The organism is Vibrio renipiscarius (assembly GCF_000827885.1).
Taxonomy (GTDB): domain Bacteria; phylum Pseudomonadota; class Gammaproteobacteria; order Enterobacterales; family Vibrionaceae; genus Vibrio; species Vibrio renipiscarius.
In genome coordinates this window covers 29,128-43,971 of sequence record NZ_JTKH01000018.1, presented here as the reverse complement: position 1 = coordinate 43,971, position 14,844 = coordinate 29,128, and the positions used below count along the sequence as shown (strand labels likewise).

Annotated in this window: 10 protein-coding genes; 9 read left to right on the top strand and 1 reads right to left on the bottom strand. The window is 46.8% G+C overall.

Features of this window, described 5'->3' with window-relative positions; all coding sequences use genetic code 11:
- Window positions 1-22: 22 nt before the first annotated feature.
- Window positions 23-2,035: a bifunctional tRNA (5-methylaminomethyl-2-thiouridine)(34)-methyltransferase MnmD/FAD-dependent 5-carboxymethylaminomethyl-2-thiouridine(34) oxidoreductase MnmC gene (gene mnmC / locus OJ16_RS10020; protein ID WP_040989979.1), complete on the bottom strand. Its 2,013-nt coding sequence runs from the start codon at window positions 2,033-2,035 to the stop codon at window positions 23-25.
- Between the two features lie 128 nt (window positions 2,036-2,163).
- Here mnmC and fabB point away from each other — a divergent pair, with 128 nt between their 5' ends.
- The 9 genes from fabB (at window position 2,164) to OJ16_RS09975 (ending at window position 14,842) form a co-directional block, all read left to right on the top strand.
- Window positions 2,164-3,375 carry a beta-ketoacyl-ACP synthase I gene (gene fabB, locus OJ16_RS10015; RefSeq protein ID WP_040989977.1) on the top strand — a complete coding sequence of 404 codons (1,212 nt, stop codon included), beginning with the start codon at window positions 2,164-2,166 and terminating at the stop codon, window positions 3,373-3,375.
- A 359-nt stretch (window positions 3,376-3,734) separates the two neighbouring features.
- Window positions 3,735-4,868 carry a 4-phosphoerythronate dehydrogenase gene (locus OJ16_RS10010; RefSeq protein WP_040990027.1) on the top strand — a complete coding sequence of 378 codons (1,134 nt, stop codon included), beginning with the start codon at window positions 3,735-3,737 and terminating at the stop codon, window positions 4,866-4,868.
- Window positions 4,865-5,878, top strand: a complete 1,014-nt coding sequence (locus OJ16_RS10005; protein ID WP_040989975.1) for an aspartate-semialdehyde dehydrogenase — start codon at window positions 4,865-4,867, stop codon at window positions 5,876-5,878. Before OJ16_RS10010 ends, OJ16_RS10005 begins: the two co-directional genes overlap by 4 nt.
- A gap of 202 nt (window positions 5,879-6,080) precedes the next feature.
- Entirely contained in the window at window positions 6,081-10,346 is a 4,266-nt protein-coding gene (locus OJ16_RS10000) for a FimV/HubP family polar landmark protein (RefSeq protein WP_040989972.1), read from the top strand.
- A gap of 139 nt (window positions 10,347-10,485) precedes the next feature.
- Complete coding sequence (gene truA / locus OJ16_RS09995; protein WP_040989970.1) at window positions 10,486-11,280, top strand: tRNA pseudouridine(38-40) synthase TruA; 795 nt, start codon at window positions 10,486-10,488, stop codon at window positions 11,278-11,280.
- Window positions 11,281-11,501: 221 nt separating this feature from the next.
- Complete coding sequence (gene accD / locus OJ16_RS09990; RefSeq protein WP_040989969.1) at window positions 11,502-12,428, top strand: acetyl-CoA carboxylase, carboxyltransferase subunit beta; 927 nt, start codon at window positions 11,502-11,504, stop codon at window positions 12,426-12,428.
- A 45-nt stretch (window positions 12,429-12,473) separates the two neighbouring features.
- The gene (gene folC, locus OJ16_RS09985; protein WP_040989967.1) at window positions 12,474-13,739 is read left to right on the top strand and encodes a bifunctional tetrahydrofolate synthase/dihydrofolate synthase; all 1,266 of its coding nucleotides are present in this window, start codon (window positions 12,474-12,476) and stop codon (window positions 13,737-13,739) included.
- On the top strand, window positions 13,740-14,288 hold the full coding sequence (locus OJ16_RS09980) for an SPOR domain-containing protein (RefSeq protein ID WP_040989964.1): 549 nt from the start codon (window positions 13,740-13,742) through the stop codon (window positions 14,286-14,288).
- 62 nt (window positions 14,289-14,350) lie between these two features.
- The gene (locus OJ16_RS09975) at window positions 14,351-14,842 is read left to right on the top strand and encodes a CvpA family protein (protein ID WP_040989962.1); all 492 of its coding nucleotides are present in this window, start codon (window positions 14,351-14,353) and stop codon (window positions 14,840-14,842) included.
- The last annotated feature ends 2 nt before the right edge of the window (window positions 14,843-14,844 follow it).

Sequence of the window (14,844 nt, the reverse complement as noted above, 5' to 3'; positions counted from 1 at the left end):
ATGAGCACAGGCGCCTTTATCATTACAACTCAGTAATTGCCTTTCCTTTAAGCAACTTACGCACCCACATACGACTTGGCTCGAGCGTTTCAAGCACATCGATAGGTAGGGGTAAAGGGTCACCGCAAATCTGTGAGGCAAGCAATTCTGCCATTAATGGCGCAGAGCTTAATCCGCGAGAGCCTAATCCTAATAAACAAAAGAGATTTGGGTAATGCGGTGTCGGTTGCACTTGCTCAACATCTTGTTGAGCTAAATCGCCGTATTGCACTTTAACTTGTTGGTAGTCGGCCAAGTTGCCGACAAACGGTAAGTGGTCGCGGCTAACACAGCGGATACCTTGTCGTGACTCATTCGCCGAAGTATCGACGGTGAGAGGCCAAGATTCGTCAGGCACGCAGTGACGTAGCTTGTCACCGTTTTCCTGCTGTGCAACGGCATCAAATTCATAATCAAGATGGCTGCGATCATAGCTTGCGCCGATGCAATGCTGCGCATTATTTGGGTTCACTGGCGTCATGTAACCGTCGTAACACAATACCGTATTGAGTTGGCTTAGCTCCGGCGTGGTTGGAATATGGCTGACTTGGCCCTTTACTTGACCTAGCGGTACATGGGCGCTCTGCTCGAAACTTGCAAATTCATTACCATTGGCAATCACGACACAGTCGTGTTTGAAATCCCCAGCGTGGCAGTTCAGTGACCATTGTTCATCAATGCGCGTAATCGCGTCAATTTTGTGATTGTATTTGACCGTAAAGCGCGGATCTTTTGCCAATTCATCAATTAAACCTTGGGTCAATTGCGCAGGACACAGCCAGCCTCCCATTGGGTATTGAATACTCTCCATCGTAATCGGCAAACCAATCGCGGCGCTGGTTTGCTTGGCGTCTAAACGATGAATCAGCATAGGGTCAAATTTTCCCTCGAGCATTTTGCTTAGTTTAGTGGTGGATTTTTCATCCCACATTAACTGAGTGATGCCACACCAATCATGGTCAAAACGAATACGCTCAGCGGCTTGTTCAACGAACTGGCGAGCAAACAAAAAGCCAGGAGCAAACATACGAGAAACGCCCGTGTGTTCACCGTTTAGTAATGGGTAGACGGCGCCTTGGCGGTTGCCTGAAGCGCGTTGTGCGGCTTGTTCATCTTGACAATATAAGGTGACTCTCTGCCCACGGCGCAACAAGGTCGTGGCGAGAGTTGCACTTGCGACGCCGCCACCAATAATGGCAATGTGCTCATGCTGGTTGTCTAGTGAGCGATGAAACCAAGGTTTAAAATTGGTGACGGGCTGGCGCTCAGTAAGGCGGCCTGCAATCATTTCTCGTTTAGTGCCAAAGCCCTTTACTTTTTTCATATCGAAGCCGGCGTCGATTAGGCCTCGACGAACAAAACCCGCGGCGGTAAAGGTTGCGCAGCTACAATCTTGTTTGGCTAGTCGCGCCATGCCATCAAACAGCGTTTGATTCCACATCTCAGGGTTTTTGCTGGGTGCAAAACCATCTAAAAACCAAGCATCGACCAAACCTTGTTCAGCAACAGGGACTAATGGCATGCAATCTTTGATATCACCAAACCATAAGTCTAGAGTGATCGCCCCATCAGCGAGTACAATACGCTGGCACTCAGGCACTGCAATAGGGTAGTGTTGCTGCAATTGGTTTGCATAGCTCGCCAGTTCTGGCCATGACTGATGCGCTTTGATTAAGTCTGCTTTACTGAGTGGGTATTTTTCAAAGCTGACAAAGTGCAGCTCTTTAAGTGGGGCATTGGGGTATTGCTGTCTAAACTGCTCAAACCATTGCCAAACGGCAAGAAAGTTTAGACCGGTGCCAAAGCCAGTTTCAGCGATCACAAAACGACGCTGGTCATATTCTTGCCATCTTTCTGGTAGATGATTTTGTTTAAGGAACACATACCGCGTTTCTTCCAAACCATTTACGTTAGAGAAATAGACGTCATCGAATTGATCTGAAACGGGCGTGCCTGCCTCATTCCAGCCGAGTTGGGCATTGGTAATAGAAGTCATAGTGTCTGATTTTTGTGAATATCGACCATAAAGATAGGTTGATTGTACGTATTTAAGGGAAAGCTGACCACTTTTCCTCGTTAACTTAGTTATCATCTAGCGGTATCTTGAATTATAGGAATGTCATAATGAAACGAGTCGTAATCACCGGTATGGGTATTGTTTCAAGTATCGGTAACAACGTCGAAGAAGTTTTATCGTCTCTAAAAGCGGGTAAATCTGGCATCACTGCTTCAGAGCAGTTCAAAGAAAAAGGTCTACGTTCACAAGTTTGGGGTGATCTGAAAATCAATCCAGCTGAACTGATTGACCGTAAACAGATGCGCTTTATGGGTGATGCGGCAGCGTATGCATACCTATCAATGCAACAAGCAATTGAAGACGCAGGCTTAAGCGAAGATCAAGTCTCTAACGACCGTACTGGTATCGTTGCGGGCTCTGGTGGTGCATCGTCACTAAACCAAGCGGCAGCGGTGGATATTCTTCGTGAAAAAGGCGTTAAGCGCGTGGGTCCTTACATGGTTCCCCGTACCATGTCTTCAACGGTTTCAGCGTGTCTAGCAACACCATTTAAAATTCGTGGCGTGAACTACTCAATGAGTTCTGCATGTGCAACATCGGCACACTGTATTGGTCACGCAATGGAGTTGATTCAATTAGGTAAGCAAGACATCGTATTTGCCGGTGGTGGTGAAGAGTTGGATTGGACATTAACAATGATGTTCGATGCGATGGGCGCACTATCAACGAAATACAACGAAACACCAGAAAAAGCGTCACGTACATACGATGCAGACCGTGACGGTTTCGTTATCTCTGGCGGCGGCGGCATGATGGTGATCGAAGAGCTTGAGCACGCATTGGCTCGTGGCGCAAAAATCTACGGTGAAATCGTGGGTTACGGCGCGACATCAGATGGCTACGACATGGTTGCACCATCAGGCGAAGGCGCAGTACGCTGTATGAATATGGCGATGGCAGCGGTTGATGGTGTTGATTACGTGAACACGCACGGCACATCGACTCCTGTTGGTGATGTGAAAGAGCTAGGCGCTATCCAGCAAGTCTTTGGTGGCAACAGCCCAGCAATTTCTGCAACCAAAGCAATGACGGGTCACGCATTGGGCGCGGCAGGTGTACACGAAGCGATTTACTCAACGCTTATGCTACACAACAACTTTATTGCGCCAAGCATTAACGTTGACAATCTTGATGAAGCGGCAGCAGGCCTTGATATCGTAACAGAGATGCGCGAAGCAGAGCTGACGACCGTTATGTCAAACAGCTTTGGTTTTGGTGGCACAAACGCCACGCTTGTGATTAAAAAGTACCAAGCTTAACTGCAAAATTAACTGAATGAGCCAATCAACCTTGTTGGTATGGCAGCAGTTTCCAGAGCGTGATCTAGGCATGACTTAGATCGAACAGACGCAGATTTTGGCTCACGGAGAGCGAGTCAAATTCCTTTTGTTCTGGATGTTACCGGCCTCATTTGAGGCCGGTTTTTTGTGCCTGAAAGAAAACTCATGGAAGAACGCATTAATTCCTCACCGTCACGTCAATCGTCACGTTAATCAAAGCCGTGAAAGTGGTGAGTGTTCTCTCCGTCACGGGTGTTCATACACAGTACAGAGCTGTGATAACATGATTCTATTAGGAAAATTGCCCTTTACTTTCACTCAACGAGCTTACGCACATGATGAAAATTTTAATTGATGAAAACATGCCTTACGCTGAGGCGCTATTTAGTCAGCTAGGCGAAGTGATTTTAAAGCCTGGTCGCAACCTAACCGCACACGACCTCATTGATGTGGATGCCTTAATGATTCGTTCGGTGACGAAAGTGAACGCGGATCTTATCGCCAAAGCGAATAAGCTGAAATTTGTCGGGACCGCCACCGCGGGTATGGATCATGTTGACCAAGCGTTGATGAAAGAAAAAGGCATTGAGTTTACGGCAGCGCCAGGCTGTAACAAGGTTGGTGTCGCGGAATACGTCTTTAGTGTCATGATGGTATTGGCGCAACAAAATGGTTTTTCTATTTTTGACAAAACCGTGGGTATTGTTGGCGCAGGCCAAGTGGGCAGTTATTTACAGCAATGTTTAGAAGGCATCGGAATCAATGTATTGATTAACGATCCACCGAAACAGCGTGAGGGTGACCCACGCGTTTTTACGGCATTAGATGATCTGCTAGAGCGCGCTGATATTATTACGTTGCACACGCCTATTACTCGAGAAGGCGAAGATGCAACGCATCACCTGATTGGCCAAGAGACGCTCGATAAGTTACGTTCGGATCAAATATTAATCAACGCCGCGCGTGGGCCGGTGGTGGATAACCAAGCGCTTAAACAGCGTCTTGAAGAAAAAGACGGTTTTTGCGCTGCGCTTGACGTATTTGAATTTGAACCAGAAGTTGATATGGGACTTCTTCCTCTGTTAGCATTCGCCACCCCGCACGTTGCAGGCTATGGTTTAGAAGGTAAAGCTCGCGGTACGACGATGATTTTTAATCGTTATTGCGAATTTTTGGGTAAACCATTGAATGTGACAGCACAAGCGCTGTTGCCAACTGCACCAATCCCGCAATTGATGTTAAATCAGCGTTGGGATGAAGCGATGCTGCACAATTTAACGCAAATCATCTATGATGTGCGCAAAGACGATGCGTTATTCCGCCGTCAAATCCAACAGCCAGGCGCATTTGATCAAATGCGCAAAGCATATTGGGATCGTCGAGAGTATGGCGCAGTAAAGTTAGTGGGCAATTCAGAGTGTAATTTGACCCCGCTAGCGAAATTAGGTTTTCAAGTTGAGGTAATTAAATGAGCCAACAATATAACGTGGCCGTTTTTGGTGCGACAGGCGCTGTAGGTGAAACCATTTTAGAAGTATTGCAAGAGCGTAAGTTCCCTATCGGTGAATTGTACCTGCTCGCGAGCGAACGCAGTGAAGGCAAATCCAGCCGCTTCAATGGCAAAACGATCCGCGTACAAAGCGTCGAAGAGTTTGATTGGTCTCAAGTACATATTGCCTTTTTCTCAGCAGGCGCTGAGCAATCTGCAAAATGGGCACCTATCGCAGCCGATGAAGGGGTTGTGGTGATCGATAATACCTCACAGTTCCGCTACGAATTTGATGTTCCTCTGGTTGTGCCTGAAGTGAACCCAGAAGCGATCGCTGAATTCCGCAATCGTAATATCATTGCTAACCCAAACTGCTCAACCATTCAAATGGTTGTCGCACTAAAACCAATTCAAGATGCGGTGGGTATCGAGCGCATTAATGTGTCGACTTACCAATCGGTATCGGGTGCGGGCAAAGCGGGCATTGATGAATTAGCGGGTCAAACCGCTCGACTATTGAACGGCGTGCCAGCAGAAAGCGAGCACTTCCCTCAGCAGATCGCGTTTAACTGTATTCCTCAAATCGATCAAATGATGGAAAACGGCTACACCAGAGAAGAAATGAAAATGGTGTGGGAAACGCAAAAAATCTTTAATGATCCAGGCATTACCGTTAACCCAACGTGTGTGCGAGTGCCGGTTTTTTATGGCCATGCAGAATCCGTTCATGTTGAAACTTGTGCGCCTATCGATGCTCAAGATGTCATTCAATTACTGGAAAACGCAGAAGGTGTTGAAGTCTTCCAAGGTGAAGAATTCCCGACACAAGTGCGCGATTCAGGCGGTAAAGACCATGTAATGGTTGGCCGTATTCGTAACGATATTAGCCACCACAGCGGTGTTAACCTTTGGGTTGTTGCTGATAACGTACGTAAAGGCGCCGCAACGAATGCGGTGCAAATCGCTGAACTGCTGATCCGCGATTACTACTAATATTGCCTTAGTGTGAAATTAGACAAGCCCTGCGTTTACGCGGGGCTTTTTTAATCAATCGCCAAAGAAATGTGTGAGATTAATGCGATTATGAAGCTAGGAACACATTTTTTGCCACTACGGCTATAGTTTTGCCCCCATGATCCGATATATTTAGCAGATCATTCAATTTGTTTTTCAAGAACACCTAGCTGAGCCTTATATGCGTCGAATTCTCCAGCGTCTACTCTTGCCTATCGCTTTAGTAGCCGTGACTCAGACAAACATCGTAAGTGCAGAAAGTATTCGCCTCACAGGGCCGAATGGTGAGATTCAAAGCTCATCCCAATACTCTGAACAGATTACGCGCCCTTCATCATCAGTTGCGAGCGAACCTTCGCGCTTCTATGGCCCAACGACGAAGAAAGAAACGCTGTGGGGAGTGGCCTCGCGTCTTAAGCCGTCTAAGCAAGTCTCAGTGCAACAAACCCTTTTAGCGATCTATCAGCTCAATCCACAAGCGTTCGACAATCAAAATATTCATACCATGCTCCCAGGCAGCACGATACGTGTGCCGTCCCTAGCACAGGTGAACAGTGTCTCAACGGATGAAGCCGTACGTATTATGAACTTGCATCAAGCCCGTCTTGATGCCGGTGAAGCCGCCCCGGTCAGCAAAAAAGCGCAGATTGAAAAGCCAGCGGTAAAATTGGCCTCCACGCCGATCTCAACCCCAACCATATCGACACCAACTAAGGTGGCAGCCCCAGAAGCGGCTGAAAAAGTGGTCCCCGTATCCAAACCACTGACGCCCCAAAAGCCGCAACAAGTTGAGAAGTTAGAGCAAGAATTACAAAGCTCAGAAAGCGAACTCAGCGCTTTAGAAGAAAAAAATCATCGTTTACGCTTGATGTTGGCGGAAGTTCAAACAGAGGTTGATGGCTTAAAAGAAGAGTTGGGCGATGAGAACCGTATTCGAACAGAAGTGGAAAAACTGCTCGAAGCCGAACGCCAACGTCTTGCCTTACAGCAAAGCAATGCGCCGAGCGCATTAGACAACATTCTGAGTAATGGTTGGTTAGTGGCAGCTCTTGCCGTAATCCCAGGTCTATTGATTGGCCTGATTGTCATGTTGCTGCTGGGCCGTAAAAAACCAGAAGAGCAACAACATCCGTTCGATGCGGATCAGGCGGCGATGATGTCAGCCGGTGCAATGGCGCCGTTAGCTGCCGAAGCTCTGAATGATGATGTAGAAGATGAGCTCGACCTTGATGATGACCTATTTGGTGAATCGAGTGACGATGATACCTTGTTCGCGGATGAACTCGATGCGCTTGATTCATCGAACGATGATGCGGATATTTTTGCGGATCTTAATGAGCATGACCTTGATTTCAATTTAGGTGATGGCGATGACAACGACCCATTTGCAGCCATAGGCGACGATGGCGATCTTGATGAGTCTCTCACTTCATTTGATGTGAGCTCTAATGGCATTAGCGTTGATAGCAATGAAAAAGCGCTGGGCTTGGAAGAAATGGAGCGCGCGCTAGATGATGTCAATTTAGAAGCATCGTCGGAAGAAGAAAGTGACTTTGATCTTTCCGATGCCACCGTAAGTCAAAGCGACCTTGATGACCTGTTTAATTCTGTGTTGGATAACATGGACGACGATGAAGACAGCAGTGAACAAGCCATGCTGGATGAGTTGTTGAGCGATTCAGCGGCGGGAGATGTCGCATTCTCCTTCGATAATCTGTTGGATGATCCGGAAGCATTTGATCTGAGCGACGATGAACCCGATATGCCGTCGAAGAAGGAAGATTTAGACAGTGCCGCTTCCGGCGAAGATCTTTCCGACTTCGATATTGACGCCTTATTTGACCAGGTATCCGCTGAGAAAGAGCAAGAAGAAGCGGCATTAGCACGTGAGATTCCATCGAACGAGCAAAAGGTCGATGATGTAGCGAGCCAATTCGACGTGGAAAGCCACGCATTGTTTGATGAGCTTTTTGCTGAAACAGACGAAAAGACCTTAACCAATACCGCGGATTCTCGAACGTTAGATGAAATGCTTGATGCGGGTATCGATGATTTTGACTTAAGTTCTGATACTGAGAGTGTCGATCTCCTTGATGACTGGCTGGATGCCGAAGAAGAGGACGATGTTCTTCAATTGCCGGAAGGTTCGACGGCAACATTGGATGAATTGCTCGATGAAAGTGAGCATGCTTCTGATGCGGATAATGCGGATGACAATACCACGGTCGTTGAGCCAGCAGCAGAACACAGCGCTTGGGAGATGCCGGATCTCATTGATGACGATATCACCGATGATGCTGATGTCTTGGATCAAGATTCCACCTCAATGTTAGATGAGTTACTGGATGAAGAGGCATTGGCCTCGCCATCAAATGAGCAAACGGTTGATGCTGACAGCACGGATCTACTTGATGAGTTATTGAACGAAAATAGCGCGACGGACGAGAATGGTCTTGATTCGATCGAAGATGATTTCGGTGACGATAGCCTGGCTCTTTTTGAAGAACTCCTTGAAATTGAAAATGGTCAACCAAGTGATCAAAGTGATGTGGTTACAGCGGAAGACAGCTTAGCGACGTTAGAAGCGACAGATCAAAGCACTTCAAATCATGACAATGAATTAGAAAGGGCTGAATTGCCACCGTCACTCGATAGTGAAGGCAATGATCCAGCCGTGTCAGCGGTTGATGAACACACGGATGAAGAGAACATTGTTCCTGAACCGTCGGTTGAGTCGCCAGCGGATAGTGAACGATTAAGTGATGATGTCATTGATGTCATTGATGTCATTGATGACATGCTTGATTCGTTTTCTGAGTCTCAGCCGAACGCATTTGATGCCGAGCCTATCGATGATGGCGCGCACGAGGAAGCGGAAAACAACCGCGAACTTGACGAGAGCGACCTTAACCTTGAGGCTGCTTTGCCAGAGCCAGAGCCAGAGCCAGAGCCAGAGCCAGAGCCAGAGCCAGAGCCAGAGCCAGAGCCAGAGCCAGAGCCAGAGCCAGAGCCAGAGCCAGAGCCAGAGCCAGAGCCAGAGCCAGAGCCAGTTAAATCAGTCTTGCCGGTTATTGATAATGAATTTGGCACGCCAAGTGATGATGATTGGTTAATCGATGATGTCAGTGGATTTGAACCTGAGCCTTTGAGTGCTGCCGTCAATGCGACTGCGCAAAGCGTCGAATCCGATGAATTGATGGCGGACGAAGCGGAGGTACGCGAGTTAGCGCCTTCAGCGGTTGAGAATGACGCGTTACCGCCCTCTGATTCAGTCGTTGCAGAACCGGTTTCCTCACCATCGTCTTCTGAAAAGGATGGGATGGATGAACAGGCAGAAAGTGCGTTTGATTTTGATGGTTTAGACTTACCAGAATATGGTGAAGAAGAAGCGTTGGCGGATGCCTCCATGTCTTCTTTCGATGTTGAGGAACGATCGGAGCAGGCGAATGCATTCGAGAGTGAAGAGCGTTTTAGTTTCGATGATTTTGAATTGCCAGAATATGGGGAGCAAGACGCATTAGCGGATGCCATCGCACCGACTTCAGAAGTCTTGAGTCCAGAAGCTCAATCATTTTCATCCATGGATACCGCTTTGGCGGAGGCGCCGTCACCAGAAGTGGAACATCGCGCTACCGCGGAAAGTGGTAGTAGTCCTCGATTCAATTTTGATGACATTGATGATTTTGAATTGTTGGATATTGATGAAGCGGATCTCAACGAGCGATTAGATGAGCAAGATGTGCTGTCTGGTTTGTTTGGCGATTCTTCGTCATTTGCATCAGCCGAGAATCATGCAGAGCAAGCGTTAGCTCAATCACTTGCGTCCAATCAGCATTATGATGAAAGCACCTTTGATGAGCTTTTAGCCGAGGGCGGCGATCACTTTACGCCAATCAACAAACCGATTGATCAGCAAGCGAGCGATTCAGCCGGTTTAGATATTGAAGCGATGCTGGAAATGGGCGGTGAAGATTGGAATGGATTTAGTTTAACGCCTGAATTACAACAATCCATTTCGGATGATATTCCAGAAGAAGAGCGTCAAATTTGGAGTTCTGATAACCAGCCATCGAAAGCCGAAGTGCTGAATGAAGACTGGGGAAATCAAGATAATCTTGAAGATTTTAACCCGCGTGATAACCACTATCGCACAATCGATGAGTTGATGGCAGAAGTTGACCTCGAAGAAGGCGTGTTTAATCCTGATGAAGAGGCATTAAAACTCGACGTTGGCTTGAGCGATTTCCCAGATGTGATTGGCCAAATGTCCGATGTGGACGTGGATGCCAACGCAGAAGCGTCAGGTAAATTAGATTTAGCGAAGATTTACATGGAAATGAACGATGCTGCAGGCGCGGTAAAGTTACTTGAGGAAGCCATTGTCGATGGTGATGATGCTATCCGCCGTGAAGCGAAAGGCTTGATTGATACAATTAATGGTCGCTAAAACAGAACGGAAATAATGGAAAGGGGCGGTAGCCCCTTTCTTTTTAAACGATAATTTTAACGGAACTTTAAAGGGTGGCTACTTGAAGCCATGGTCAGTTTCGATATACTGCCCGCCCCATATTCTAAGAGAGTCCAAGATGAGAATCGCTTTAGGTATTGAGTATGATGGTACTCACTACTTTGGCTGGCAACGCCAAAGAGAAGTTCAAAGCGTCCAAGAGAAACTTGAACGTGCACTAAGTTTGGTCGCCAATCATCCAATCGAAGTGCTGTGTGCTGGTCGTACTGATGCGGGTGTGCATGGTACGGGTCAAGTGGTGCATTTTGAGACAACAGCAAGTCGAAAAATGGTCGCTTGGACTATGGGTGCAAACGCTAACTTACCAAAAGACATCGCTGTTCGCTGGGCAAAAGAAGTGCCTGATGAATTTCATGCTCGTTTTTCTGCGACTGCGCGCCGTTACCGCTATATTATATTTAACAGCAAGTTACGCCCGGGCATCCTTCAATCTGGTGTAAGCCATTACCATGGCGAACTGGATGAAGTTAAAATGCATCAAGCTGGGCAGTACTTATTGGGTGAACACGACTTTACGTCTTTCCGTGCTATTCATTGTCAATCACGCAGCCCTTGGCGTAATCTGGCGCACTTAAACGTAACGCGTCATGGCCAATATGTGGTGATTGATATTAAAGCGAATGCTTTTGTTCATCATATGGTACGTAATATCACGGGCAGTTTGTTGTGTGTTGGTCGTGGTGAACAAGCACCAGAATGGATTGATTGGCTGTTGAAAGCGAAAGACAGAAAACTGGCAGGGGCAACGGCAAAAGCTGAAGGTTTGTATCTTGTGGATGTGGATTATCCTGCCGAATTTGAGTTGCCAAGAATGCCAATTGGCCCGCTGTTTTTACCCGATAATTTGAACTAAAACGTAAAAATACGTTCGTAAACAATATAAATTATCAGTGTAATAATTCAGAAAAAGACGTTGCCTGAGGGGATAAAGTCCACGCTGAGTCAAAGACCAAAAAATAGGTACAACCAGTTTTTTGTCTACACTTGGCATTTTATATGCTTTAATCCTCACGCATTAATTCAGTTTTTATATCTTTCGCATTGCGCGGAAGAATCATAGAGAAAAGGTCTTCCATGAGTTGGCTTGAAAAGATTTTAGAAAAAAGCAATATCGTTACTTCACGTAAAGCATCAATCCCGGAAGGGGTGTGGACTAAATGTACGTCATGTGAACAAGTGCTTTATCACGCCGAGTTAGAGCGTAACCTAGAAGTATGTCCGAAATGTGACCATCACATGCGTATGAAGGCACGTCGTCGTTTGGAAACATTCCTCGATGAGACCAACCGTGTTGAGCTTGCGAACGAATTAGAGCCACAAGATAAGCTGAAGTTTAAAGACTCTAAGCGCTATAAAGATCGTATTTCTGCTGCGCAAAAAGCCAGCGGAGAGAAAGACGCGCTTGTGGTGATGCAAGGCGAAGTGATCGGTATTCCTGTTGTTGCTTGTGCGTTTGAATTTTCATTCATGGGCGGGTCAATGGGTTCTGTCGTTGGCGCTCGTTTTGTTCGTGCGGTTGAAGCGGCAATGGAAAACAACTGCGGCCTAGTGTGTTTCTCTGCTTCTGGTGGTGCGCGCATGCAAGAGGCTCTCATGTCTCTAATGCAAATGGCCAAAACCAGTGCAGCACTTGAGCGTCTATCAAAGAAAGGTCTTCCTTTTATCTCGGTAATGACCGACCCAACAATGGGTGGCGTATCTGCCAGTTTGGCGATGCTTGGTGATATCAATATCGGTGAGCCGAAAGCGCTGATTGGCTTTGCTGGCCGTCGTGTTATCGAGCAAACGGTACGTGAAGATCTACCAGAAGGTTTCCAGCGCAGTGAGTTCTTACTTGATCACGGTGCGATTGATATGATCGTTGACCGTCGTGAAATGCGCCAACGTGTGAGTGGCCTTTTAGCCAAATTGACGAATACGGCATCACCATTGGTTGTTTCTGTTGATGATTCTCCGCAAGAAGCTGAGTATTCTGTACCAGAAGCCGACGAAAAAGGGTAAAGTATCTCACTAACAAACCGCTACGGATTTATTGGTTAAAGTTAGATGATTCAATCCCAAATTCCTCAAGCCACATCACCACTTACGATGTGGCTTGATTATTTAGCAGAGCTACATACCTCAGCGATCGATCTCGGTTTAGACCGAGTACAAGCCGTCGCAAATAAAGCCCAATTAACCAAACCAGCTCCGACAGTTATTACTGTTGCGGGTACGAATGGTAAAGGTTCAACCTGTGCGTTGATGGAAGCGATTCTACTCGATGCGGGTTATTCCGTTGGTGTTTACAGTTCCCCACACCTGATACGTTATAACGAACGCGTTCGTGTTAATGGCGTTGATCTTAGCGATGAAAAGCATACGCAAGCGTTCGACTTTGTTGAGCAGCAGCGTGGTGACATCAGCCTAAGCCTATTCGAGTTCGGTACTCTAGCTGCGTTACGCTTATTCCAAAGTGAAAACGTAGACGTAGTCTTGCTTGAAGTTGGGTTAGGTGGTCGACTTGATGCGACCAATGTGGTTGATCATGATGTTTGTGTCATCACCAGCCTCGCGATCGACCATGTCGATTGGTTGGGTGATGATATCAACGTCATTGGCTTTGAAAAGGCGGGTATTTTCCGCAGCAACAAGCCGGCGATTTGCGGCCAGCCGAAAGCACCGGCGACAGTCGCAGCTCACGCGGATGATACTGGTGCTGAACTGCATCAAGTAGGCATTCAGTATGATTATAACTTAACGGGTGATGACACGTGGTGCTGGACCAGTGGCCGTTATCAACTCGATGATCTCCCAGTCCCGAGCCTGCCTCTGCCGAACGCGGCAACGGCTTTGATGGCGTTAGCCAACGCACACCTTGATATATCGGATGTGAATATCGTCAATGGCTTACGCAACGCTTCTCTGCCTGGTCGTATGCAGTGTATTCATCAATCACCAACGGTTCTGCTTGATGTTGCGCACAATCCGCACTCAGCGCAGTACTTGGTTGATCGTATCCAGCAGCGTTATCCAGAGCACACCATTCATATCGTGGTGGCGATGCTGCATGACAAAGACATAAAATCGACGTTAGAAATTTTATCGCCAGTTGCCACGCATTGGTATCCAGCGTCTCTAAGTGGCCCTCGAGCGGCTAAAGCAGAAGAATTATGTGGCTATCTAGGTGCTGAACAAACGTCGTTTTCGACGCCTGTGACAGCCTTTGAAGCCGCAATGAAAAACGCGAGCCAACAAGACCTTATTATCGTAGTGGGTTCATTCCATACCGTCGGTGAGGTACTTGAGTATTGGCAAAGCAAAGGAGAGTAAATGGCAAGTAAATTTCAAAATCGTCTTGTTGGTACCATTATTTTAGTTTCGATCGGCGTCATTGTGTTGCCTGATGTATTGGATGGCAAAAAAACACATTACAAAGAAGAAATCGCGAGTATTCCAATTAAACCGGAATTAGAGAGTGATGTTGAAACCTTCGAAATATTGGAACCAGAAGACGACAGCAGTGCTTTGCCCCCTACGCCGGTTGAAGTGATCGTGCAGGCTGAAGATCAACAAGATCCTCAACTTGATGCGCAACCTCAACCAGTTGTTATTAAAGAAGTGCCGGAGCGTAATGAGTACCAAGAGAGTGCTTGGATCATTCAATTGATGGCATTAAAGAATGCGGATAATGCTAAAAATGTAGTCAAAGATTTGCAAAAACGCGGCTATCAAGCGCACACCAAGCTAGATAATGGCTTCACACGTGTGATTATTGGTCCTGATATATCCAAAAATAAGCTCGAGCGCCAAATCCAGGAACTTGAAAAAATCACAGGCTCAAAAGGCCGATTGCTTAAATTTAAACCGTTAAATCCTTAAGAAAACGTTTGCGTCGCCGTTTTTTCTGTTAAAATGCGCGCCAACTGAAGATGTGAATACGCATGAATTGGTTAGATATTGTTATTTTGAGTGTGATTGGCCTATCGGCTTTAATCAGCTTAGTTCGTGGCTTCGCTAAAGAAGCATTGTCTCTGGTGATTTGGTTTGGTGCATTTTTTATTGCCAGCCAGTACTACAGTCGCTTGGCGGTTTACTTTACCAAGATTGACGATGAGATGTTTCGTGACGGCGCAGCCATCGCTGCTTTATTTGTGGCCACGCTGATTGTAGGTGCGTTGGTTAACTATGTATTAGGGCAGTTGATCCAAAAAACGGGGTTGTCGGGAACCGACCGTGTGTTAGGTATTGTGTTCGGTGGATTGCGAGGGGTGTTGATTGTTTCAGCCGTCTTGTTCTTTGTCGATACATTCACAACATTTAATGATAGTGAATGGTGGGTGAGTTCAGAGCTTGTCCCGCACTTTAGACTAATCATCGAGCCGTTTTTCGAACACTTACAAGCATCATCGAGTTTCTTATCTGGCGCGTCATAGCG